This is a genomic window from Rhodoblastus sp. 17X3, assembly GCF_030056575.1.
In the GTDB taxonomy this organism is placed as follows: Bacteria; Pseudomonadota; Alphaproteobacteria; order Rhizobiales; family Beijerinckiaceae; genus Rhodoblastus.
Genome location: NZ_JASHHX010000002.1, coordinates 255818 through 279304 on the forward strand (window position 1 = coordinate 255818; position 23487 = coordinate 279304).

The following is a 23487-nucleotide window of genomic DNA, read 5'->3' on the forward strand; positions in this document are numbered from 1 at the left end:
TGCAAACCATCTTGATTCGCCTCGCCGGATGCTATTCGGAGACGGCCTGTCGGCGTCTCGCGCATGGCCGGAGCGGACGGGAGTCGCCCCACTATGCGACGCCCCGGCGAAGGGGGTCAATGCGCGCTGTTTTCAAAATGTCACGGCGGGACACAAAGATCGTTCGGGCTGGCCGCAAATGGGAGCGGACGAGGCCTTGGCCACGGAAACGCCATTGTGGAGGGAATAATGCCCCCTCGCCGCGCCGGCTGATTTGGGCCATGGATTGGCGAAGGATTTGAGCCGCCGCTTTGCGGTGCAGCACGATTTGATTTATGCAGGGCGCGCGAAGGGATACGAAGCCGGAATGTCACTGATCGAACGCTATATTCTCAGAATCGCCGGCTCGGCCTTCCTGGTCGGACTCGGGGTTCTGACGGCAGTGATCTGGCTGACGCAGGCGATGCGCGATTTCGACCTGATGACCACCAAGGGCCAATCGCTGATTGTGTTCTTTCACGTGACGGGCCTGATCATTCCCTCGCTGGTGATGGTGATCTCGCCAATCGCTTTGTTCATCGCGACGCTCTTCACGCTCAACCGGCTCAACGGCGACAGCGAACTGGTCGTGACCGCTTCGGCGGGATTCTCGCCCTTCCAGCTCTTCCGCCCCTTCGCCGTGCTGATCGTGGCGGTTGCGCTTTTTTCGGGCCTGATGTCGCTATGGGCGATGCCCGCGAGCTTCCGCGCCCTGCGCGACGCTATCACTGAGGTGCAGTCTGATTTTCTCACCCGAATCGTGCGCCCCGGAACCTTCAACCTATTGGAGCCGGGGCTCTATTTCCATTATCGGGAGCGCGGGCCCGGCGGCGCGCTGCTGGGCATTTTCATGCTCGACCGGCGCGAGGAGGGGCAGAACAACGTCTATCTCGCCGAAACCGGCATCGCCTCGAAGGTTGAGGACCAGAATTATCTTGTTCTGGAGACCGGGACGATCCAGCGCCAGGACAAGGGCGCGGAAACCCCCGCCATGATCGTGTTCGATTCCTACGCCCTCGACCTGAGCCATTTCGGCTCACGCGCGACGGGCGCGCCCCTGCGCCCGCGCGAGCGCGGCACGTTCGACCTGCTGAACTACGACCTGTCCGACTCCTATGTGAAGGAGAACGAGGGCCGCTTCCGCGCGGAACTGCACGAGCGCTTCATCGCCCCTCTCTATGCCGTCGCGATGGGAATGATCGCCTTCGCGGCCTTGGGCGCGCCCCGGACCACGCGCCAGAATCGCGGGCTTGCGATTGCCGCGGCTGTTGGAGCGGCGCTGTTGTTGCGGGTTGGCGGATTCGGCGCCTCGGCGCTGATGGCGCGCGACGTTACGGGCGTTCTGGCCGCCTATGCGCTACCCCTGCTTGGCTGCGTACTCGCGGCGCTCTATGCGTTCCGTTTCGCTCTGGATCGTCCTTTCAGGCGCATGCGCGCCGTTTTCGCGGCGGCCTGAATGATCGGACCCACTCTCGGCTTTTACCTGGGATCGCGCTTCGTGAAGAGCGTCGCCGTGGTCTTTTTCACGATTTTCGGCCTGATTTACATGGTCGATTTCGTCGAGATGCTGCGTCGGACCGGCGACAATCCCAAGGCGGGCGCGGCTCTGGTCGCATGGCTGTCCCTGCTGCATACGCCAGCGGTTTCCGAACAGATCCTGCCCTTTGCGGTGCTGTTCGGGGCCATGGCCTCCTTTATCACCCTCACCCGCAAACTCGAACTGGTGGTGGCGCGCGCGGCCGGGGTCTCGGTCTGGCAATTCCTGACGCCGCCGGTGGTGGCGGCCCTGCTCATCGGCCTGTTCGCGATCGGCGTCTACAATCCGCTGTCGGCGGTGATGAAGCAGCAGGCTGACGAGATCGAGACGGGAATTTTCAAGAATAAATATCTCGCCAACATCACCGCCATGTGGATTCGGCAGAAAAGCGTCGACGGCCAGTCGATCCTCCGGGCGGAGGCGTCGTCGAACTCCGGCTTGCGGCTGGCGGGTGTATCGGCCTTTGTCTTTGATTCTACAGGAAAGTTTTTGGAGCGCGTGGACGCGAACAACGCCGAGATGGGCGAAAGGGAATGGACCCTTAATAATGTCGTCATTACCGCGCCGGGCGTTGAGCCGCGGAGAGCGGATGTTTACCATCTTGCGACTAATCTGCTGCCCAGTCAGGTGGTGCAGAGTTTCGTATCGCCCGAATCGGTGCCGTTCTGGTCGCTGCCGCGCGTGGTGGACGACACGGAGGACGCCGGTCTCGATGCAGTGGGGTATCGTTTGCGTTTCCAGTCGCTTCTCGCCTTGCCGGCCTTGCTCGTCGCCATGGTGTTGATCGCCGCGTCCTTCTCGCTCAAGCTGTCGCGCATGGGCGGCGTCGGCGTTCTTGTTTTGGGTGGCGTCGGCGCAGGCTTCGTGCTTTATGTCGCTACGAAACTCGTTTCCGATCTTGGCGGAGCCGGGGTGCTCAGCACGCCCGTCGCCGCCTGGTCGCCTGCGATTGTGGCGAATATGTTGGGCGCGTTGACACTCCTGAATCGAGAGGACGGCTGATGGCGATGCGCTCCCTCGGCCTCTTGGGCCGTCGCATCTTCTGCCGCTGCGGCGCCCTGCTCGCGGCCCGTCCCCGCCATTTCGCCGTCGCCGCGACTGGCCTGGCGGCCGGACTCGCCATGTTCGCCTGTCTCGGCGAGGCGCGCGCGCAGACTCTCAATGACCGTTTCGCCGGCGCGACCGGCAAGAAAGGCCCAATGGTCGTCGAGGCCAATAGCGTGGTCTATAACGACCAGGCGCATTCGGTCACGGCTGAGGGCGACGCCCAGATTTATTACCAGGGCAAGGTGCTGGAAGCCGACCGCGTCACTTATTTCAAGGATACCGGACGCGTCCTGGCCGAGGGCTCGGTCAAGCTCACCGATCCGGAAGGCACGGTCACCCATGCCGACAAGATGGAGCTGACCGGCGACTTCAAGCAGGGCTTTGTCGATTCCGTCCGGGCCGACACCAAGGAACGCACCCACATCAGCGCCTCGCGTTCCGAAAAGATCGACGCCGATACGACGGTTTTCCACAAGGGCACCTATACCGCCTGCCCGAGCTGCGCCGAACATCCCGAACGCGCGCCGATCTGGCGCCTGCGGGCGCAGAGAGTGGTCCACAAGAACAACGAGCAAATGCTCTATTACGAAGGCGCGACCTTCGAGCTTTACGGCCTGCCGATCGCCTATTTTCCCTTCCTGTCGATGGCCGACCCGAGCGTGACGCGCCAGTCCGGCTTCCTGGCGCCGAGGATTTTCTACAAGTCGACCCTCGGCTATGGCGTCGGCACGCCTTATTTTTGGGTGCTCGCCCCCAACATGGACGTGACTCTCACGCCGGCCTATCTGTCGCGCCAGGGCTTCCTCGGCGAGATCGAATTCCGTCACCGCCTGGAAAACGGCTATTATTACATCCAGGCGAGCGGCATTCATCAGCAGGACGACTCCGCCTTCGCCCCTCAGCCCTGGGGCTCGGGCAACCAGACCAATCGCGGCGAAATCACCTCGCAGGGCGCGATCTGGCTGAGCCAGAACTGGAAATTCGGCTGGGATGTCGCCCGCGTTTCGGACAAATGGTTCCTGAACGATTATGGCATGCCCAATCCGGTTCTCTCGGGCAATTTTTTCCGGGAAACCTCGTCGACCGTCTATCTGACCGGCCAGGGCGACCGCGGCTATTTCGACCTGCGCGGCTTTTCCTTCCAGGGCATGGCGAATTTCGACTACCAGCCTCAGCTCGCTGCGGTCTGGCCGATCCTGGACTATAACAAAGCCATCGACATCGCCCCTGAAAAGACTTTCGGCATCGGCGGCCAGATCACGGTCGATGCGAACGTCACCAGTTCCTCGGCGTCCCTGGCCTCCTATCAGCAGGTCGGGGCGATCTCGCTCGACAATCTATATGGCCTGCATCCGGTCTGCGTGAATCCGCTCACCGGCAAGTCGGATTACACCCCGGGATCGTGCCTCGTGCGCGGCATCGGCGGCAGCTACACCAGCGGCACGATCCAGCTGTCGTGGCAGCGCAAATATATTGATCCGCTGGGCGAAGTGATCACGCCTTTCGCCTTCATGCGCGCCAACGGCAATTACCTCAGCTATGACACCTCCGGTTCGGCGACCTTCGGCACGGACACGATCGCCAATTCCTATCAGAGCAATTTCTTCACCAATAACAACCAGTTCATGGGTTCGGTCACGCCGGGCGTCGGCATCGATTGGCGCTATCCCATCCTGGCGCGCACGCCGCTCGGCTCGCTGGTCGTGGAGCCCATCGCCCAGGTCATCGCGCGTCCGAACACCCAGATTTCCAACACGATCGTCAATATGGACGCCCAAAGCCTGGTGTTCGACGATTCGAACCTGTTCGAGTGGAATAAATATTCCGGCTATGACCGGTTCGAGACGGGCGTTCGGGCCAATTATGGCGCCCAGTTCACGCTCGACATGAACAAGAACGGCTATCTGAACGCCATGTTCGGCCAGTCGGCGCAGCTTGCGGGAACGAATTCCTACGCCACGCCCGACGCCGCCAATATCGGCCTCGATTCAGGCCTCAACACGCGCTTGTCGGATTATGTCGGGCGCGTCACCTATACGCCGAACTCGAACTATACCTTTGTCGCGAAGGCGCGTTTCAACGAGGCCAACTGGGCGCTCGACCGTCTGGACGTCTCCGGCCACGCCCATTACGGCCCGCTGGATCTCAGCGCGCAATTCGCCAATTACACGCAGCAGCCGCTGATTGGCTATGTTTTCCGGCGCGAAGGTTTGCAACTCGCGACGCGTTATGACGTGCTCGAGCATTATTTCGTCTCCGGCAACGTCAATTTCGATCTGAGCCGGCATTATTACTATCCGTCCTATCTTCCCACGGCGCAGCCGGTCTTCTCGATCGCGACCTGGGGCCTCGGCATGGGCTATAACGACGACTGCACCAAGCTGGGGCTGTATTACATCAACCAGATCTCCGACATGTACGGCAACCCGCCGGTCTATGCGCGCAACCAGACCATTCTTCTGACCCTCGACTTGCGCACGCTTGGCGACATCAAGGCGCCTATCTCCCTGTCGCCGTCGCAAATTCAGGACGGCGTGCGCTACAACTGATTTCGCCAAATTCCGCGCGCGTCTCGTCCTGATCTGGCGAAGCGCGCGGAAAAACGGTATGGCTCAGCTTCCTCGCATCGAATTGCTGCCGCAATTTTCGGAAATGGGAGGAGGCGCAATTTTCGCGGCGCGCGCGAATGCCCTGTTGGGCTTTGCGCGAGTCGCCGATGCAAGCTGGCTGAAACGGATCGCACGAATGAAAAACAGGGTTAACCGGTTCTGGGGCGAAAAATGGGCCGCCTTGGCTTTGGCCTTGCTGGCCATCTTGGCGATCTGTCCGGCGCAGGGCGTCCGCGCCCAGACGATCGTCGCCAGCGTCAACGGCGATCCCATCACCTCGATTGATATTGCCGAGCGCGAAAAGCTGCTCCGCGCGATCGGTCAGCCGTCTTCACCTTCCGCCGCGCTCGAAAGCCTGATCGAATCCCGCGTCAAGGCGGGCGAGATCAATAAATACGGCATCAAGGTCTCGCCGAATGAATTCGGACCGACGGTGAATTATTACGCCGAAAAGGGCCATATGACGGTCGCCGCCATGTCGCAGCGGATTTCGGCGGCCCATATCGATCCGAAACATGTCGAGAACTTTTTTGCGATCCAGCAGGCTTTCACCATTTATGCCCGGGCGCGCAATCGCGCCGTCGAAGTCAGCCAGCAGGACGTCGACGCCGAGATCGCGCGCGACAAGAAACTGGCCAATGAGCAATCCTTCACGCTGCGGCAGGTGGTTCTGATCTTGCCGACGACGGCGAGCCCCGCCGCGGTGCAGGAAGCCGGCAAGAAGATGGAAGGCCTGCGCGCGCGTTTCACGAGTTGCGAGACGGGCGTGAAAGCCGCGACGGAATCCGGCCAATTCGTGGTCCGCGAGCCGATCACCCGCAGTTCGTCGCAGCTCGGCGAGCAATTGGTCGCCCTTCTGGACAAGACGCCAGTCGGCCACATGACCGGCCCGAGCCGCGATTCGACGGGTCTCGTGGCGATCGCCATTTGCGCGCGCAAGGCCGCGGGCGCAGACGCCGCGAAAGAGGTCGCCCAGCAAAAGCTTTTGCAGCGCATTGTCGAGGGCCAGGCGCAGAAGCTCTATGAAGAGATGCGCGCCCATGCGGTGATCGTCAAGAAAGGGCAATGAGCGCGCTTCCGCCGCTTTGCCTTACCCAGGGCGACCCTTCCGGAATTGGGCCGGACATCGCTTTGGCGCTCTATCGCCAGAGCCGGGAGAGCGGCGAGCCTTTTTTTGTTCTTGCCGATCCGAACTTGTTGCGCCGTCGCGCGGAACTGCTTGGGCTGGCGATTGAAATCGCCGAAACGGCGCCCGAGCGGGCGCGCTCCCTTTTCGCCACGGCGCTGCCGGTTGTTCCGCTCATGGCCTCGGTCAAGGGTTTGCCGGGCCAGCCCGACCCATCCGACGCGCCGGGCACGATCGAGGCGATCTCGCGCGCCGTAGCACTGGTCCATGCGGGGCGGGCCAGCGCCGTCGTCACCAATCCCATCGCCAAATCCGTGCTGTATCGCGCTGGCTTCGCGCATCCCGGCCATACCGAATATCTCGGCGAGCTTGCGCGGGAGCATTGGGGAGTCCCATGCCGCGCGGTGATGATGCTGTGGTCGCGCGATCTCGCGGTCGTCCCGGCCACGATCCATGTCCCGCTGGCCCGTGTTCCCTCCCTGCTCAAGACCGACGACCTCGTCGAGATCGGCGCGATCGTGATCGAAGTGTGCAAGCGCGATTTCGGCATTGCGCGGCCGCGGCTGGTTTTTGCTGGTCTCAATCCCCACGCCGGCGAGGACGGGGCCATTGGCCGCGAGGACGTTGAAATCATTGCGCCGGCGGTCGCGCGGCTCTCGGCTCTGGGCCATGACGTTCGTGGCCCCCTGCCCGCCGATACGATGTTTCACGCCGCCGCGCGAGCGACCTATGACGTCGCCATCTGCGCCTATCACGACCAGGCGCTCATTCCGCTGAAGACGCTGGCCTTCGACAGCGGCGTCAACGTGACCCTGGGCCTGCCCTTCATCCGCACCTCGCCGGATCACGGCACAGCCTTCGATATCGCCGGGACCGGCGCCGCGCGTCCGACCAGCCTCGCCGAGGCCGTCGCCCTTGCGGGCCGCATGGCGCGGGCGCGCGCATGAGCGATTCCCTCCCGCCCCTGCGCGAGGTCGTCGCCAGGCATGGCCTCGCGGCGAAAAAGTCACTCGGTCAGAACTTCCTGTTCGACCTCAATCTCACCGGCAAGATCGCCCGCGCCGCCGGGCCGCTGGATGAAGCGACGGTGCTCGAAATCGGGCCGGGACCGGGCGGGTTGACGCGCGCCCTGCTCGCCAATGGCGCCAAAAAGGTGATCGCGGTCGAGCGCGACGAACGCTGTCTTGCCGCGCTGGAGGAGATCGCGCAAGCCTATCCGGGCCGTCTGGACATTGTGCCGGGCGACGCGCTGGCGCTCGACTATCCGGCCTTTCTCGCCGAACGCGGCATCGCCGGGAAGGTCCGGATTTGCGCCAATCTGCCCTATAATATCGGCACGCAACTGCTGGCGGGCTGGCTCTCCGCCGAGCCGTGGCCGCCCTTTTACGAGCGCATGGTGCTGATGTTCCAGCGCGAGGTCGCCGAACGCATCGTGGCGACGCCGCGCGAGCGGGCGGACTATGGCCGTCTCGGCGTGCTCGCCGGCTGGCGTAGCACGGCGCGCATTCTGTTCGACGTGCCGCCCTCCGCCTTCACGCCGCCGCCCAAGATCGTTTCAAGCGTCGTCGAATTGCGCCCGCGCGAAGAACCGATCCCCTGCGACGCCAGGGCGCTGGAAATGGTCACGCTCTCCGCGTTCGGCCAAAGGCGAAAAATGTTGCGGCAATCGTTAAAAAGTCTGCCCGGGATCGGCGATCCGGCGCCCTTGCTGGAGGAAGCCGGGATCGAGCCGACCCGTAGGGCGGAAGAAATCGAGGTGGCGGGTTTTTGCGCCCTCGCGCGCGCCTATGCGGCGCGACGCGGCTAGGCCCCAAGTTTCAGCCATCCGCCTTCGGCTTCGCGCTCAGGGCCCGGAGCAGCGCGACCAGCGCCGCCGCAGCCGCCGCAAGACTCATGACCAAGCGCGGATTGCCGACTGCGAGGCGCGCCGCGAAGGGCGCCGCCCGGACCAGCGCATTGCTCTTCACGGCGGACCCGACTTGATCCGTGGCGCGCGCCAGAGCCTTGACCGCCACAACGAGAAGGATCGCGCCGACGACAAGCGCGCCGCCGGCGACCGCCAAAGCCGCCTGCCACGGCGCGAGTTGGCTGAGCAACGCCAGATAGGCGGCGAAGGCCAGAAAGGCCGCGGTCAGCATGAGGAGCGCCGCGCCAATGAGCGCGGCGAGCGCGAATATCCGGAAACGGCGGGAAAGAGCGGCGGTCTCCACGCCCATGGCTGCGAATATTCCGCTCATGAGCGTCGGCCCCCATGCCGCCAGAGCCCGACGATCAGGCCCACGCCGACGGCCCCTGCGAGCCACGCCAGCGGATTGCGGCGCACTGCGGCGCTGAGGTCCTCGAGCTTGGCGAGGCCGAGGTCGCGCGCGTCGTCGGCGACGCCCGCAAGGTTTTCCGTGGCGGCGTGGCGCGCCTGATTCAATGCGTCGAGCGTGGCCGCAGAATCGACGCCAAGCAGCGCGGCGAGGTCTTCCATCGCTGTCTGGACGGCGCGAAGGGCTTCTGCGACCGGCGCCGGTTCGGACTCCTTCGGGCTTTCGGATTCATGCTGCTCGCTCATGCCGGTCTCCAAGCCGCGCGAGGGTTTCGGCCTCGCCATTGTCCCCGAGTCTAGCAGAGCCGTGGCCGAAGCCGAAATGGTCAGACGTCTTCCGCCAGCAGCGCGGCGACGAAATCCTCCACGCCCTTGGCGACCCGGGGCCTGCGCAGCCGCTCAGCGCGCACGATGGCCAGCAGATCGTCGAAGGTTTTCTGGATATCGTCATTGATCAGGACGTAATCATAATCGGCCCAGCGCCCGATCTCATGGCGCGCGTTTTCGAGCCTGTGCGCGATGGTGTCCTGGCTGTCCTCGGCGCGGCGCTCGAGGCGCGCCCGCAATTCGCGCATCGACGGCGGTAGGACGAAAATGGTGACGACGTCGCGCGGCATTTTCTCCCGCACCTGTCGGGCGCCCTGATAGTCGATGTCGAACAGGACGTCCCGCCCCTGCGACAGGATCGTTTCGACCTGGCCGCGCGGCGTGCCGTAGAAATTGCCATGGACCTCGGCGTGTTCGAGCAATTCGCCGGCGTCGCGGCGTCGCGCGAATTCTTCCTGGTCGATGAAATGATAATGGATGCCGTCCGCCTCGCTGGAGCGGCGCTTGCGGGTGGTCAGGGAGATCGACAGCTTGAAGTCGAGTTCCTGCTTCTGTAGCAGCATGCGCGTCAGCGTAGTCTTGCCCGCGCCCGAGGGCGAGGAGAGAATCAGCATCAGCCCCCGGCGGCCGCCGGGAAGCGCCGTAGCTTCCGTTTCCATCAGATCACTCGATATTTTGCGCCTGCTCGCGCAATTGCTCCACTTCGACCTTCAGATCAAGGCCGATCGCCGTCAAGGCGGCGTCATTGGATTTGGCGCAGAGCGTGTTGGTCTCGCGCCCGAACTCCTGCGCCAGGAAATCCAGCCGGCGCCCGACGGCGCCACCTTCCGCGAGCAGCTTCCGCGCGGCCGAGACATGCGAGACCAACCGGTCCAGTTCTTCGCGGATGTCGGCCTTGGCGGCCATCAGAACCGCCTCCTGATGCAGTCGGGCGTCATCGAGGCGTCCGGTTTCGGAGATCAGGGCGACGGCCGCGCGCAGCCGTTCGCGCACTGCCGCCGGATGGCGGCCGGGGCAAAGATCAGCAGCCTTGGAGAGATCCCCGATCCGGTTGAGCCTCTGGTTGAGAAAAGCCGCCAGCGCAGCGCCCTCGCCTGCCCGCATGGCGCAAAGCTGTTTCAGCGTCCGTCCGAGGCCAGCAAGAATCTCCGCCTGCGCCGCTGCTTGGGCGTCCGCGTCCTCTTCGGTCTCGACGGTTTCGATGACGCCGCGCACATTGAGAAGGCCATCGAGCGTCAGGGGACCGATATGGTCGGGACGCTCGATGCCGGCGAGCGAGTCCATCAGATTGACGAGCAGGTTGCGATTGACCCGCGCCGAAAGAGAAGGAGATTCACGCGTCACGCTGAGATTGGCGTAGCAGGCGCCGCGCGCCAGGGCGCCGGAAATGGCGGTCCGGATCGGCTTGTCGAGATCGTCGAAGCCAGGAGGCAGGCGAAGCCGAAGGTCGAGCGCCTTCGAATTGACCGTCTTGATCTCCCAGTTCCAGCGGTAGGGAGCGGAAAAGCCGGACTCACTCGCGAAACCCGTCATGCTGGAAACCGTCATTCCAAATCCTGTCCGCCGTCAAATGCGCATGGCCTGATCCGGCCACTGCGGCTCACTCGCGTATAGCAGGATTCGTCGAGCAAAACCCAGCGATTCTACGCGCCTGAGGTTGATCGGGGGACGCTTATTTTCCGGCCTTGGCGCTGGCTTTCGCGGGCGGCGCATCAACGGATTTGGGGCTGTTGAGGTCCCAACTCTTGTCCAGCAAGGGATCGAGCGCGGTGCCCTCCGCCGCATCGTAAATGCGCGGCTTGCCATTGGGCGCGGCGTTGACGAGGCCTCCCGCATAGCCAAGGGCGCTGCTTTCAACCGGCGCTGCCGGGCCATCGAGATCGGCGGCGGCGACGACGCGTCCGCGCGCATCCGGCGCCCTGGGCGTCTGAACCTCCGCCGCGGGGCCATCGAGATCGTTCTCGGCCTGGGTGATTCCGCCAAGCTGTACGTTGCCGAGCGCGTCGGCATATTGGGCTGGGCCCGCCAAGCCCTGGGCCGGGACATAGTCCGCAAGGCGAACCGGTCCCGAGGACGCGCCGGGCAGCACGGGCGAGACCCGCGCGATCAGGTCCGGGTCATGCGCCAAGCGTGGCGGCAAAGGCGCCCGTCCGACGCGACGGGCGTCGAATTCAGGCGCGTTCGGCGCGAGGCCATATTGCGAGGGCCGTGCGCGCTCGGCGCCCTTGTCGCGGCGTGGAGCCGGGGCCGCCGGGGCGACCGCCGCGGGTGGCTGGGTCGCCGGAGCTTGCGTCGTGGGCGCAACGGCGCCCGGAGCTGGACTGCCGGGCGTTCCCGGCGCTTTGACCTTGCTATTCTGCTCGATCTGGCGCCAGCGCTGCACATTGCGATTATGCGAATCGAGGGAATCCGAAAAGACGTGGCCGCCGGTTCCATCCGCGACGAAATAGAGATCCTGCGTGCGCGACGGATTGGCGACGGCCTCCATCGCGGCGCGGCCGGGATTGGCGATCGGTCCGGGCGGCAATCCGTCGATGACATAGGTGTTATAGGCGCTGGCCGTGTCAATATCCGTGCGCGTGAGCGGCCGGCCCAGCGGCCCCTGCCCGCCCACGAGGCCATAGATGATGGTCGGATCGGATTGCAGCCGCATATGCTTGCGCAGGCGATTGATGAAAACGGAGGCGACGCGCGGACGCTCGTCCGCCTTTCCGGTCTCCTTTTCCACGATCGAGGCGAGCGTGACCAGTTCATAGGGCGAGGAGAGCGGCAGGTCCGACGCGCGACGACGCCAGATCTCGTCGAGCAGCGCCTTCTGGTCATGCACCATCTTCTGGAGGAGCTTGTCGCGGCTGTCGCCGCGCTGGAATTTGTAAGTTTCCGGCAAAAGCGCGCCTTCGCGCGGAATGTCGCGGATATCGCCGGCCAGAATGTCGCTCTCGCGAAGGCGCTCGACGATCTGCTGGCTGGTTAATCCCTCGGGGATGGTGAGCGAGTGCAGGATCGCCTTGCCCGATACGATGGTGTCAATCACTTCCTGCAGCGAGGCGTTCTGCTTGAACAAATATTCGCCCGCCTTGAGTTTGGAGCGGGCGCCTTCCACAAACAAGGTCAGCGTGAACAGGAACGGGCTGTCGATGACGCCCTGGGTCTGCAATTGCTCGATGATCTGATCGGAATCCGAGCCCTGCTGGATATAGACGACCTTGTCGGCGGTCAGCGGCCCGGGCGCGCGCACGGCGCGGTCGGCGAATACGGCTCCGACGCCAGCAAGAAGCGCGGCGGCGAGCAGAAAGGTCAGAAATCCGGACGCCGCGCCAAGGCGCGAAGGCTTGCGTTTCTTTTCGGGCGGAGGCGGCGGCGCGTCCTCGGGATGCAGCGCCTCGGCGGGGCTCAGCGCGCCGCGACGACCGAACAGGCTGGCGCCCGACCGTTCCGCCGGAGCGGACTTCGGCTTGTCCCGGTCGCCGTGATCCTGGACGCCCGCATCATAGCCGCCAGTTTCCTGGCCACCCGATGATTCCTGGCCACCCAGCTCGGTGTCCCGCGGTTCTTCGCTCATGCCTTTGGCGCGCCTTGCTCTGATCCGCTTGCGCGGCGAAAGATCATCCCACAGTTTGCCTTAATTTATGGCGAATTGAGGATCGATCAGGCGAAACGTCTCATGATGAGCGAGGCGTTGGTGCCGCCGAAACCGAAGGAATTGGACAGAACGACGTTGATTTCACGCGGGCGCGGCTTGTGCGGCACGAGGTCGATCGCCGTCTCGAAGGCCGGATTGTCGAGGTTGATCGTGGCAGGAGCAATCTGGTCGCGGATGGCGAGGATCGAGAAGATCGCCTCCACCGCGCCCGCGGCGCCGAGCAGATGGCCGACCGAGCTCTTGGTGGAGGACATCGAGATCGTGCTGGCCGCCGCGCCGACAACGCGCTCGACCGCCCGCAGCTCGATGCCGTCGGCCATGGTCGAGGTGCCATGGGCGTTGACATAGTCGATCTCGGCGGGCGTGACGCCTGCGCGCTTGATAGCCGCCTGCATGCAGCGGAAGGCGCCGTCGCCATCTTCTGAGGGCGCGGTGATGTGATGGGCGTCGCCCGACATGCCGTAGCCGATGACTTCGGCATAGATATGCGCGCCGCGCGCCTGGGCGTGCTCCAGCGATTCCAGCACGACGCAGCCGGCGCCCTCGCCCATCACGAAGCCGTCGCGATCGCGGTCGTAAGGCCGCGAGGCAGCCTTCGGGTTGTCGTTGAAAGAAGTGGCCAGAGCCTTGCAGGCCGCGAAACCGGCGATCCCGATCCGGTTGCAGGCCGATTCGGCGCCGCCGGCGACCATGACCTCGGCGTCGCCGAGCGCGATCAGCCGCGCCGCGTCGCCAATTGCATGGGTTCCGGTCGAGCAGGCCGTGACGACCGCATGATTCGGGCCTTTGAGCCCGTGCATGATCGAAACATGGCCGCCGATGAGATTGATGAGGCGCCCGGGAACGAAGAAGGGCGACACGCGGCGCGGGCCTTTCTCGTTCAGGACCAGGGTCGTCTCGTAAATACCGCCAAGTCCGCCGATTCCAGAGCCGATCAGGACGCCGGTTTCGATCTGGTCCTGATAGGTCTTGGGCGCCCAATTGGCGTCTTTGAGCGCCTGCGCCGCCGCGGCGACGCCGAAGATGATGAAATCGTCGACCTTGCGCTGCTCCTTGGGTTCCATCCAGTCATCCGGATTGAAGGCGTCGGGGGCGTCCCTGCGCGGAACCTGCATCGCGATCTGACAAGCAAGATCGGAGGCTTCAAAGCCTTCGATTCGCCCGGCGCCGCTTTCGCCGGCCAGCAGACGTTTCCAGGTTTCCTCGTAGCCGCTGGCTAGCGGCGAAACCATGCCCAATCCCGTAACGACGACCCTGCGCATTAGCTCCCTCGGGCTTTGCATTCGACGCTCAGGCGCAACCTTGCGCCAGAGCGGACCAACCAGACGAACACGCCGAACGGAGCCGGCGCTCCTAATGTCAAACGCGCGCGCCCGACGCCAGGCCGAACGCGCGCGAACAAGTCCTCACGAGCTGAAATCAGCCCTGAGCCGTGGCCTTTTCCAGGAACTTCACCGCGTCGCCGACCGTCACGATCGTCTCGGCGGCGTCATCGGGGATCTCCACGCCGAATTCTTCCTCGAAGGCCATGACCAGCTCGACGGTGTCGAGCGAGTCGGCGCCCAGATCGTCGATGAAATTGGCGCTGTCGACCACCTTGTCGGCGTCCACGCCGAGGTGTTCGATCACAATCTTTTTCACGCGCTCGGCGACATCGCTCATCTTTAGTTTCCTCGTTATATAGAACTGACGGCGCGCCTGAAGGCAGGCCTGGGCGCGCTGGGGAGTGACCGATCCGCCGACGCGAAAATTTCAGCCCGCAGCGAAATTTCACACGTTGGAACGTACAAACCGAGGCTTGCTAACATACTTCCGTCACGATTGCGAGGCCCACTTGCGGTTAAAGCCGCAGCCTACGCACCGCAGACGCAAGTAATTCAAATCATTGCCATTCCGCCGTTGACATGAAGGGTCTGACCGGTGACGTAGGCGGCTTCCGAACTGGCGAGAAACACGCAGGCGGCGCCAATATCCTCGCCCTGGCCAAGATGACCCGAGGGAATCGTCGCCAGAATGGCTTCTTTCTGCTTGTCCGTCAGGACGTCGGTCATCGGGCTGGCGATGAATCCCGGCGCGACGCAATTGACCGTGACGTTGCGCGAAGCGACCTCGGCGGCGAGCGATTTGCTCATCCCGATCAGGCCGGCCTTGGAGGCGGCGTAATTGGCCTGCCCGCCATTGCCGGTGACGCCGACGATCGAGGTGATGTTCACGATGCGGCCATAGCGGCGCTTCATCATGCCCTTCAGCACCGAACGTGACAGGCGGAACGCCGACGTCAGGTTGACGGTCAGCACCGTCTCCCAATCCTCGTCCTTCATGCGCAGGAACAGGCCGTCTCGGGTCACGCCGGCGTTGTTGACCAGGATATCGAGCGGGCCAGCAAGGGCCTCGGCCTCGGGAACGAGTTTTTCGACGGCGTCCTTGTCGGAAAGGTTGCAGACCGCGACGAACGCGCCTTCTCCGAGTTCGGCGGCGAGAACGTCGAGGGCCTCGCGGCGCGTGCCCGAAAGCACGACTTTCGCGCCCTGCTTGTGCAGGGAGCGGGCGATCGCGGAGCCGAGGCCGCCGCTGGCGCCGGTGACGAGCGCGACGCGATTGCTCAGATCAAACATGAGAAACTCCGGATAAAGGATCAAACCGTCAGTGAAAAACTCTCAACGTCCGCCGGCACGCCGACATTGAGCGCACGCGCGCCTTCGGCCGTGCGCTTGACCAGACCGGCCAGAACCTTGCCGGCGCCGATTTCAACGAACAGATCGACGCCCTGCCTGTGCATATAGCCCATGCACTCGCGCCAGCGCACGGTCCCGCAAACCTGGGCGACCAGCAATTTGCGGATTTCGTCCGGGTCGCGCACGGGCGCGGCGGTGACATTGGCGACCACGTCCACGACCGGCGGCAGGATGCTCGTTTCGGCCAGCGCGGCGCGCATGGCCTCGGCGGCAGGCGCCATCAGGGCGCAATGGAAGGGCGCGGACACCGGCAGCAGCATGGCGCGCTTGATGCCGTTTTCCTTGGCGATTTCAATTGCCAGATCCACAGCCTGCTTCGCGCCGGACACCACGATTTGCCCGCCGCCATTGTCATTGGCGACTTCGCACAGGCTGCCTGAGGCCGCCGTGGCTTCGCCGGCGATCTTCGCGGCCAGCTCCGGCTCCGCGCCGAGCAGGGCCGCCATGGCGCCCTCGCCGACCGGAACGGCCTTCTGCATGGCCTGACCGCGCAGGCGCAGCAGGCGGGCGGCGTCGGAGACCGTCAGGGCGCCGGCGGCGGCGAGCGCGGAATATTCGCCCAGCGAATGACCGGCGACAAAACGCGCGTCGCGCGCCAGCTTCACGCCCTTCTCGGCCTCAAGCGCGCGCAGGGCGGCGAGGCTCACGGCCATCAGGGTCGGCTGGGCGTTAGCGGTCAGCTGCAGCTGTGCGGGATCGCCCTCGAACATCAGGGTCGAAAGCTTTTCGCCGAGCGCCTCGTCGACTTCCTGGAAAACGTCGCGCGAGGCGGCGAAAGCCTCGTAAAGCGCCTTGCCCATGCCGACGGCCTGGGAGCCCTGCCCCGGAAAGAGAAATGCGACGGTCACTTGCGGTCCTGCCTCGTTTTACGTCAAATCGCTGTCGGCAATGGCGCCGCCTGTCGCGCCTGTCAAGGCGGCGCGCGCAAAAGCCCAGCAATTGCGCGCTTTTCGCTTGATCGGCGGCGAAATCCCGTTATAAGGCGCGCTTCGTCCCTCGGCCGGGGGCTGAACGGAAGGCCGCGCTTGCGGCTGGGTTTACCCGTCTTCCCGTGTTCCCGCCTTCGAAATGTTTCCGTCGAGCCTTTCTCCGGGCTCGAAGGGCTCCGCGCCGGGATGGATGAAACTGGCGGCTCAAGCCGCCGGGAATCATAGAGAAAGGCAATGACATGGCTCTTTATGAGCACGTTTTCCTTGCTCGCCAGGATCTGACCGCCCAGCAGACGGAAGCCCTGACCGAGCAGTTCAAGGCCACCGTGACCAGCCTCGGCGGCACTGTCGGCAAGGTGGAATATTGGGGCGTCAAGTCCCTCGCCTACCGGATCAAGAAGAACCGCAAGGCGCATTTCACCCTCATCAACCTCGAAGCCCCGCCGGCCGCCCTGGCCGAGGCCGAGCGTCAGTGGTCGATCAGCGAAGACATCCTGCGCTCCCTGACCATCCGCGTCGACGCCCTCGAAGACGGCCCGTCCGCCATGCTGCGCAAGCGCGATGACGACGACCGTGGCGATCGCGGCGATCGTGGCGATCGCCCGGGCCGTGGCGGCCCCGGCGGCCGTCCGCCGCGCCCGCGCCGTGACGACAACGCTGAAGGAGGACAGTTCTGATGACCACCGCCGCCGCCCCCGCGCGCCGCCCCTTCTTCCGCCGTCGCAAGACCTGCCCGTTCACGGGGCCGAATGCGCCGAAGATCGACTACAAGGACACGCGTCTGCTGTCGCGCTACATCTCCGAGCGCGGCAAGATCGTGCCCTCGCGCATCACCGCCGTCTCGGCCAAGAAGCAGCGCGAACTGGCTCAGGCCATCAAGCGCGCCCGCTTCCTCGGCTTGCTGCCTTACGTGATCGTCTGATCTGACACTCGCGCCGCGCGAGCCATTCGCGCGGCGCCGCTTTCGTTGGGGCGGGCTATGATCCGTCTCTAACCGCCCTCGCATGACCCTCAATTCCGCACTCGGAACAAGGTCAGGCGCATGGTTCCGGGACAGCAGGGTAAATGAACGACAATTTTCCGCCGGCCAATTGGCCCGACCGCGCCGTGGCTTTCGGCGCCGGGCTCGCCAGCGCCCTCCTTTTCGTCGTCTCGACGCGTGGCTCCAGCCTCGCGATGGCGCTCGCCTATTTTTCCCCGCTGCCCCTTATGATCGCCGCCGCCGGATTCTCCTTTCCGGCCGCCCTGGTCGGCGCGCTCGCCGGCGCCGCGCTGCTCGTTTATGCCGCCCAGCTCCCCTTCGGCCTCGGCTATTTCCTCGGCTTTGCAGGACCAGCGCTCTTGCTTGCGGCTTTGCTCCAGGCTCCCCTGGCCTCGCGCGATTCCGCCTCGCCTGCGCCGCGTTTCATGACGCCGGGCGCCCTGCTGGCGACGATCATCCTGTTGGCCATCGGCGTCGCCGGACTGGGCGTCGTCGCTCTCGTTACGCATTACCATGGCTTCGACGCCGCGCTGACCGCCATTCTGAAGCGCCTCGGCCCGGCTCTGGACGAGCTGGCGTCCGGCCTGCGGCCGGTGGCGCCGGATCTCGAGGCGGACAAGATCAAGCGCCTTCTGGTCATGAGCGCCCCCGCTGGCGTCGCCGCCTCGCAGACGCTGCTTCTCGCCGTCAACCTCTGGCTCGCGGCGCGGACAATCGAAATTTCCGGCCGTCTGCAGCGTCCCTGGCCGTCGCTGCCGGAAAATCTGGCGCTGCCGCGTCTCGTAGCGCCGCTCTTTCTGCTCGCCGCGGGCCTGTCGTTCAAGGGCGGCCTCGTTGGCGTCCTCGGCGGCGCCGTCGCAGCGGCGACCGGCTTCGGGCTGGCGCTGCATGGCCTCGCCGCGCTTCACGGACTGACCCGCGACAACCGGTTTCGCGGCGCCTGGCTCTCCGGCCTCTACGCCGCGGTGCTTGTGCTCGAACCCTGGTCGGTCGTGGTTCTCGCCGTGTTCGGCGTGGTCGATTCCGCCTTTTCCCTTCGCGCCCGCAAGGCGCGCTCTACCACCGTCAAAATCTGATCAAACTGGAGTTCACATCATGCAAGTCATTCTTCTCGAACGCGTCGCCAAGCTGGGCCAGATGGGTGAAGTCGTCCGCGTGCGCGACGGCTACGCCCGCAACTTCCTGCTGCCGCGCGGCAAGGCGCTTCGCGCCACCGAAGCCAACAAGAAGCATTTCGAAGGCGAACGCGCCCAGCTCGAAGTCCGCAACCTCGAGCGCAAGAGCGAAGCCGAGGCTGTCGCCGAGAAGCTGAACGGCCAGATCTTCGTGATCCTGCGCCAGGCTGGCGAATCAGGCCAGCTTTACGGCTCCGTTTCGACCCGCGACATCGCCGAGGCCGCCACGGCCGGCGGCTTCACTGTCGAGCGGCATCAGATCGTGCTGCATACGCCGATCAAGACGCTTGGCCTGCACAAGACCCCGGTTCATCTGCATCCGGAAGTCGATGTCGAGATCACCGTCAATGTCGCCCGCTCCGCTGAAGAAGCCGAGCGTCAGGCGAAGGGCGAATCGGCCGTCGTGCGCGAAGAGACCACCATGGCCGATCTCGGCCTGGAAGTCGGCGCCGCCCTGGCCGAATCCGGCGACGTCGAGCTCTGATCTTTAGTAAGCCGTTGAAACACAAGGCCGGACGGGAGCGATCCCGTCCGGTTTTTTTGCGCGTGGCGCCGGAGGCGCGGTCAAGCCAATTCGCCGCCCCCGCGCAATTTAGCCGTGGCCATGTGGACAACGTGGACAAGGCGAGGCGCTTAACGTTTCGTTGATTTCTTCCGTCCGAAGCCATGTCAGAACAATGCGGCGATTGCGTATTCCGTCGCATCAATCCGATAATTCACAATGATTCGGCGCGGCGGCCAGGCTGTCGCGCGAGGAATGGCGCTGCAATGGCCGTACTTGAAAAGAAAATCGACCGCGCTCTGATGACGGTCGCCGCTCCCGAAACCAATTTTCGCACGCCTCCCGCCAATATCGAGGCGGAACAGGCGCTGCTGGGCGCGATCCTCGTCAATAACGACGCTTTCGATCGCGTCTCGGACTTTCTGAAGCCGGAGCATTTCGCCGAGGAGCTGCACCGCCGCATCTATGAAATCGCCGGCCAGCTGATCCGCGCCGGCAAGCTGGCCACGCCGGTCACGCTGAAGACTTTTCTGGGCGACATCGACCTCGGCGGCATGACCATTCCGCAATATCTGGCGCGACTGGCGGCGGAAGCTACCACCATCATCAATGCGGTGGATTACGGCCACGCCATCCACGACCTCGCCCTGCGGCGCGATCTGATCTCCATCGGCGAGGATGTCGTCAACACCGCCTTCGACGCGGGCGTGGACGCCAGCCCGCGCGCCCAGATCGAGGAGGCCGAGCGCAAGCTCTACGCGATCGCCGAGACGGGGCGCTACGAAGGCGGGTTCCATCGCTTCTCCGAAGCGCTAACCAGCGCCGTGGACATGGCGGCCCGGGCCTGGGAGCGCGACGGCGGACTCTCGGGCGTCGCCACCGGCATGAACGACCTCGACAGGATGATGGGCGGGCTGCAGGCTTCCGACATGATCATCGTCGCGGGCCGTCCCGGCATGGGCAAAACTGCGCTGGCGACCAATATCGCCTTCAATGTCGCGCGCGCCTATCGCGGCGAAGCGCAGCCAGACGGAACGCATCTCACCGTCAATGGCGGCATCGTGGGCTTTTTCTCGCTGGAAATGTCGTCCGAACAGCTCGCCACCCGCATCATCGCGGAGCAGGCCCAGGTCCCGGGCTACAAGATCCGCCGCGGCGACATCACTGAGGCGGAATTCCATCGCATCACCCACGCCGCGCGGGAAATGCAGAGCATTCCCTTCTATATCGACCATACCGGCGGCATTTCCATCGCCCAGCTCACGGCCCGCGCGCGGCGCCTCAAGAGGCAGCGCGGCCTCGATTTGCTGGTGGTGGATTACCTGCAATTGCTGTCCGGCTCGCGCGCGCGCAGCGACAATCGCGTGCAGGAGCTTACGGAAATCACCACCGGCATGAAGGCCTTGGCAAAAGAATTGAATGTGCCGATCATCGCCCTGTCACAATTGTCGCGTCAGGTCGAATCGCGCGACGACAAGCGGCCGCAATTGTCGGATCTGCGCGAATCCGGCTCGATTGAACAGGACGCCGACGTCGTGATTTTCGTCTATCGCGAGGAATATTACCTGAAGAACAAGCAGCCGCGCGAGGGCACGCCGGAGTTCATGACCTGGCAGAGCGAAATGGAGCGCGCCCACGGCAAGGCCGAGGTGATCATCGGCAAGCAGCGCCACGGACCGACCGGCACGGTGGAGCTGGCATTCGAGGGCGAATATACGCGATTCAGCGATCTGGCGCAGGACGATCACCTGCCCGCCCATATGTGAGGACCTTTGATGACGGATGGGGCGTCTTCCGACGAGGACCGGGCGATGGGGGAATCCATCCTCACGGTCGATCTCGGCGCTCTGGCGGAGAACTGGCGCCGCCTGTCCGCCCGCGTTCGGGGCGCGGAATGCGCAGCTGTGGTCAAGGCCAACGCCTATGGCCTCGGCGTCGCGCCGGTCGCGCAGGCCCTGCTCGACGCGGGCTGCCGGACTTTTTTCGTCGCGCATCTCCGCGAGGGCGAGATCCTGCGGCAGGTTGTGCGGGACGGCGCGCAGGCGCGCATCTTTGTCCTGAATGGCCTCGCCCCCTCATCGGCGCGTTTCTTTGTCGAATCGCAGCTCATCCCGGTGCTCGGCTCGCTGCCGGAGATTGCCGAATGGGCTGAATTTTGCGTCGCCGACGGCGTCCCCCACCCTGCGGCGATCCATATCGACACCGGCATGAACCGGCTCGGCCTCGCCGCGCGCGACCTCAAGCTCGCCCGCGCCCTGACGAGCTCCTTCACGCCCGTTCTGGCAATGAGCCATTTCGTCTCGGCGGAAGACATTTCGGCGCCAAGCAACCGGCTGCAGATCGAACGTTTCGAGCAGGCCTGCGCCCAACTGCCGCCCATGCCGGCGTCGCTGTGCAACAGCTCGGGCCTGTTTCTCGAAGACGCGCCCTTTCTCGACCTGTGCCGCCCGGGCTACGCGCTTTACGGCGGCAATCCCACGCCCGGCAGCGATAATCCAATGCGTCGCGTCGTCGGCCTGTCGTCGCTCGTGCTTCAGGTCCGCGACGTCGCGGCCGGCGAGGCGGCGGGCTATAACGCCCGCTGGACCGCGCCCTCGCGCCGACGGCTCGCGACCATCAATCTCGGCTATGCCGACGGCTATCCGCGCAGCGGCTCCGAGGGGCCGATCGGCGCCGAGGTCTTCGCGGGCGGGCATTACTGTCCGATCGTCGGGCGGATTTCGATGGACCTCTCGATCATCGACATCAGCGAGACCGGCCCGTTGCGACGCGGCGACCGTGTCGAGATTCTCGGACCCAATATCAGCATCGACGAACTCGCCGCCGAATCCGGGACGATCGGCTACGAGATCCTGACCCGGCTCGGCGCGCGGTACCGGCGCGAATATATCCACGGCGCGGAGACGCCGGCCGAGGCTCCGGCGAGCGAGGACGCTAATCCTCCCGCCTGAAATTGGCGTGCGGAGGCTGGACAAGCCGCAATGGCTATGTTCTATAATTGTTCTCGTTTGAAGTCCGGATTCCCGGCTTTTTTGGAACCCCGTCTTTTTTGGATTCCTGCCTTGGCCAAAGCGCGCACATCTTTCATCTGCCAGAATTGCGGCGCGGTTTCCCCGCGCTGGCAGGGGAAATGCGAAGCTTGCAACGAATGGAACACTCTGGTCGAGGAGGCGCCTTCGGCGGGCATCGGGGCGCTTGCCGCGCGCAATGCCAAAAAGGGCCGGGTCTTCGCGTTGGAAGGCCTGACCGGGGAAGCCAAGCCCGCGCCGCGCCTGCTTTCGGGCATGGCGGAACTGGACCGCGTCACCGGCGGCGGCTTCGTGCCCGGTTCAGTCCTGCTGATCGGCGGCGAGCCGGGCATCGGCAAGTCCACCCTGCTCATCCAGTCCTGCGCCGCTCTGGCGCGGCGGGGCCAGCGCGTGGTCTATATTTCCGGCGAGGAGGCCGTCGCCCAGGTGCGCCTGCGCGCCGAGCGGCTGGGCTTGAGCGACGCGCCGGTCGAGCTGGCGGCGGAAACCTCCGTCGAGGATATTATCGCCACGCTCTCGACGGGACGGCTTCCCGCTCTGGTGGTGATCGATTCGATCCAGACCATGTGGACCGAGACCGCCGAGGCGACCCCTGGCACCGTGACGCAGGTCCGCTGTGCGGCGCAGGCGCTGATTCGCTTCGCCAAACTGTCAGGCGCCTGCGTGATTCTCGTCGGCCACGTGACCAAGGATGGCCAGATCGCGGGCCCGCGCGTGGTGGAGCATATGGTTGATGCTGTGGCCTCATTCGAGGGCGACGGCTCGCACCATTTCCGCATTCTGCGCAACGTCAAGAACCGCTTCGGGCCGACCGACGAGATCGGCGTGTTCGAAATGACTGGCGCCGGTTTGTCCGAAGTCGGCAATCCGTCGGCGCTCTTTCTCGCCGGGCGCGACGGCTCGGCTCCCGGCGCGGCGGTGTTTGCCGGCATGGAGGGCACTCGGCCCGTGCTGGTCGAGATTCAGGCTCTGGTGGCGCCAAGCACGCTCGGCACGCCGCGCCGCGCCGTGGTTGGCTGGGACCCGAATCGCCTGTCCATGCTCGTCGCCGTGCTGGAAACCCATGGCCGGGTGCGGCTCGGCCAGCACGATATATATCTGAGCGTGGCGGGCGGCGTGAAGATTTCGGAGCCGGCCGCCGACCTCGCCGCCGCTGCGGCGCTCGTGTCCTCGCTCACAGGCGCCGTGCTGCCGCAGGACATGGTGTTTTTCGGCGAGGTCGCCTTGTCCGGCGCCGTGCGCCCATCGCCGCACGCCAATTTGCGGCTCAAGGAGGCGGCAAAGCTCGGCTTTTCGCGCGCCGTCGCGCCGCAGGGGCCGCAGGAGGGCGAGGGCGCCGGCAAGAATGGGGGAATCGCCCAGCGCCCGGTTCGCCATATCGGAGAGGCCATCGCCGATATCGCCGCCCTCGGCCGTGGCGCGCCGCCGAGAGAAACTCCAAGAGACTCACAAAGACCTGCGCGCGCCGCCGTTTAAACTGCTGGCGCCGAGCCTATCGACGCCAGAGGCCGCAT

General features: G+C 64.8%; 22 protein-coding genes. 13 read left to right on the top strand and 9 right to left on the bottom strand.

Going from position 1 to position 23487, the window contains the following annotated elements; genetic code table 11:
* The first annotated feature begins 346 nt into the window (after window positions 1–346).
* The 6 genes from lptF (at window position 347) to rsmA (ending at window position 8144) form a co-directional block, all read left to right on the top strand.
* On the top strand, window positions 347–1474 hold the full coding sequence (gene lptF, locus QM467_RS03850; RefSeq protein WP_283364976.1) for an LPS export ABC transporter permease LptF: 1128 nt from the start codon (window positions 347–349) through the stop codon (window positions 1472–1474).
* Window positions 1475–2557, top strand: a complete 1083-nt coding sequence (gene lptG, locus QM467_RS03855; protein WP_283364977.1) for an LPS export ABC transporter permease LptG — start codon at window positions 1475–1477, stop codon at window positions 2555–2557.
* Entirely contained in the window at window positions 2557–5151 is a 2595-nt protein-coding gene (locus QM467_RS03860; protein WP_283364978.1) for an LPS-assembly protein LptD, read from the top strand. Before lptG ends, QM467_RS03860 begins: the two co-directional genes overlap by 1 nt.
* A gap of 196 nt (window positions 5152–5347) precedes the next feature.
* The gene (locus QM467_RS03865; protein WP_283364979.1) at window positions 5348–6280 is read left to right on the top strand and encodes a hypothetical protein; all 933 of its coding nucleotides are present in this window, start codon (window positions 5348–5350) and stop codon (window positions 6278–6280) included.
* Window positions 6277–7284 carry a 4-hydroxythreonine-4-phosphate dehydrogenase PdxA gene (gene pdxA, locus QM467_RS03870; RefSeq protein ID WP_283364980.1) on the top strand — a complete coding sequence of 336 codons (1008 nt, stop codon included), beginning with the start codon at window positions 6277–6279 and terminating at the stop codon, window positions 7282–7284. The genes QM467_RS03865 and pdxA overlap by 4 nt, the downstream gene beginning before the upstream one ends.
* Window positions 7281–8144: a 16S rRNA (adenine(1518)-N(6)/adenine(1519)-N(6))-dimethyltransferase RsmA gene (gene rsmA / locus QM467_RS03875; protein WP_283364981.1), complete on the top strand. Its 864-nt coding sequence runs from the start codon at window positions 7281–7283 to the stop codon at window positions 8142–8144. The genes pdxA and rsmA overlap by 4 nt, the downstream gene beginning before the upstream one ends.
* Window positions 8145–8154: 10 nt before the next feature.
* On the opposite strand, the gene QM467_RS03880 is transcribed toward rsmA, so the two are convergent.
* The 9 genes from QM467_RS03880 to fabD all read right to left on the bottom strand — a co-directional run bounded on the left by QM467_RS03880 (window position 8155) and on the right by fabD (window position 16204).
* A complete protein-coding gene (locus tag QM467_RS03880; protein ID WP_283364982.1) occupies window positions 8155–8574 on the bottom strand; it encodes a hypothetical protein in 420 nt (139 codons plus the stop codon).
* Window positions 8571–8897 (bottom strand): hypothetical protein, encoded by a 327-nt coding sequence (locus tag QM467_RS03885; RefSeq protein ID WP_283364983.1) that lies wholly within the window; start codon window positions 8895–8897, stop codon window positions 8571–8573. Before QM467_RS03885 ends, QM467_RS03880 begins: the two co-directional genes overlap by 4 nt.
* 80 nt (window positions 8898–8977) lie before the next feature.
* Window positions 8978–9637 carry a guanylate kinase gene (gene gmk / locus QM467_RS03890; RefSeq protein ID WP_283364984.1) on the bottom strand — a complete coding sequence of 220 codons (660 nt, stop codon included), beginning with the start codon at window positions 9635–9637 and terminating at the stop codon, window positions 8978–8980.
* Between the two features lie 4 nt (window positions 9638–9641).
* On the bottom strand, window positions 9642–10526 hold the full coding sequence (locus QM467_RS03895) for a YicC/YloC family endoribonuclease (RefSeq protein WP_283364985.1): 885 nt from the start codon (window positions 10524–10526) through the stop codon (window positions 9642–9644).
* A 124-nt stretch (window positions 10527–10650) separates the two neighbouring features.
* Window positions 10651–12540, bottom strand: a complete 1890-nt coding sequence (gene mltG / locus QM467_RS03900) for an endolytic transglycosylase MltG (RefSeq protein ID WP_283364986.1) — start codon at window positions 12538–12540, stop codon at window positions 10651–10653.
* A gap of 86 nt (window positions 12541–12626) precedes the next feature.
* Window positions 12627–13883, bottom strand: a complete 1257-nt coding sequence (gene fabF / locus QM467_RS03905) for a beta-ketoacyl-ACP synthase II (protein WP_283364987.1) — start codon at window positions 13881–13883, stop codon at window positions 12627–12629.
* Window positions 13884–14040: 157 nt separating this feature from the next.
* Entirely contained in the window at window positions 14041–14283 is a 243-nt protein-coding gene (locus tag QM467_RS03910; protein ID WP_283364988.1) for an acyl carrier protein, read from the bottom strand.
* Window positions 14284–14498: 215 nt separating this feature from the next.
* Window positions 14499–15236, bottom strand: coding sequence for a 3-oxoacyl-[acyl-carrier-protein] reductase (gene fabG / locus QM467_RS03915; RefSeq protein ID WP_283364989.1), 738 nt, complete (start codon window positions 15234–15236; stop codon window positions 14499–14501).
* Window positions 15237–15256: 20 nt separating this feature from the next.
* Window positions 15257–16204, bottom strand: coding sequence for an ACP S-malonyltransferase (gene fabD, locus QM467_RS03920; protein WP_283364990.1), 948 nt, complete (start codon window positions 16202–16204; stop codon window positions 15257–15259).
* A gap of 320 nt (window positions 16205–16524) precedes the next feature.
* Here fabD and rpsF point away from each other — a divergent pair, with 320 nt between their 5' ends.
* From rpsF to radA, 7 genes are all read left to right on the top strand, one after another.
* Window positions 16525–16962 carry a 30S ribosomal protein S6 gene (gene rpsF, locus QM467_RS03925; RefSeq protein WP_283364991.1) on the top strand — a complete coding sequence of 146 codons (438 nt, stop codon included), beginning with the start codon at window positions 16525–16527 and terminating at the stop codon, window positions 16960–16962.
* The gene (rpsR, locus tag QM467_RS03930; protein ID WP_283364992.1) at window positions 16962–17207 is read left to right on the top strand and encodes a 30S ribosomal protein S18; all 246 of its coding nucleotides are present in this window, start codon (window positions 16962–16964) and stop codon (window positions 17205–17207) included. The genes rpsF and rpsR overlap by 1 nt, the downstream gene beginning before the upstream one ends.
* A gap of 143 nt (window positions 17208–17350) precedes the next feature.
* The gene (locus QM467_RS03935) at window positions 17351–18343 is read left to right on the top strand and encodes a hypothetical protein (RefSeq protein ID WP_283364993.1); all 993 of its coding nucleotides are present in this window, start codon (window positions 17351–17353) and stop codon (window positions 18341–18343) included.
* A 19-nt stretch (window positions 18344–18362) separates the two neighbouring features.
* The gene (gene rplI, locus QM467_RS03940) at window positions 18363–18926 is read left to right on the top strand and encodes a 50S ribosomal protein L9 (protein ID WP_283364994.1); all 564 of its coding nucleotides are present in this window, start codon (window positions 18363–18365) and stop codon (window positions 18924–18926) included.
* A 320-nt stretch (window positions 18927–19246) separates the two neighbouring features.
* A complete protein-coding gene (locus QM467_RS03945) occupies window positions 19247–20710 on the top strand; it encodes a replicative DNA helicase (protein ID WP_283365045.1) in 1464 nt (487 codons plus the stop codon).
* 9 nt (window positions 20711–20719) lie between these two features.
* A complete protein-coding gene (alr, locus tag QM467_RS03950; protein WP_283364995.1) occupies window positions 20720–21895 on the top strand; it encodes an alanine racemase in 1176 nt (391 codons plus the stop codon).
* Between the two features lie 111 nt (window positions 21896–22006).
* A complete protein-coding gene (radA, locus tag QM467_RS03955; RefSeq protein ID WP_283364996.1) occupies window positions 22007–23449 on the top strand; it encodes a DNA repair protein RadA in 1443 nt (480 codons plus the stop codon).
* Window positions 23450–23487: the final 38 nt, after the last annotated feature.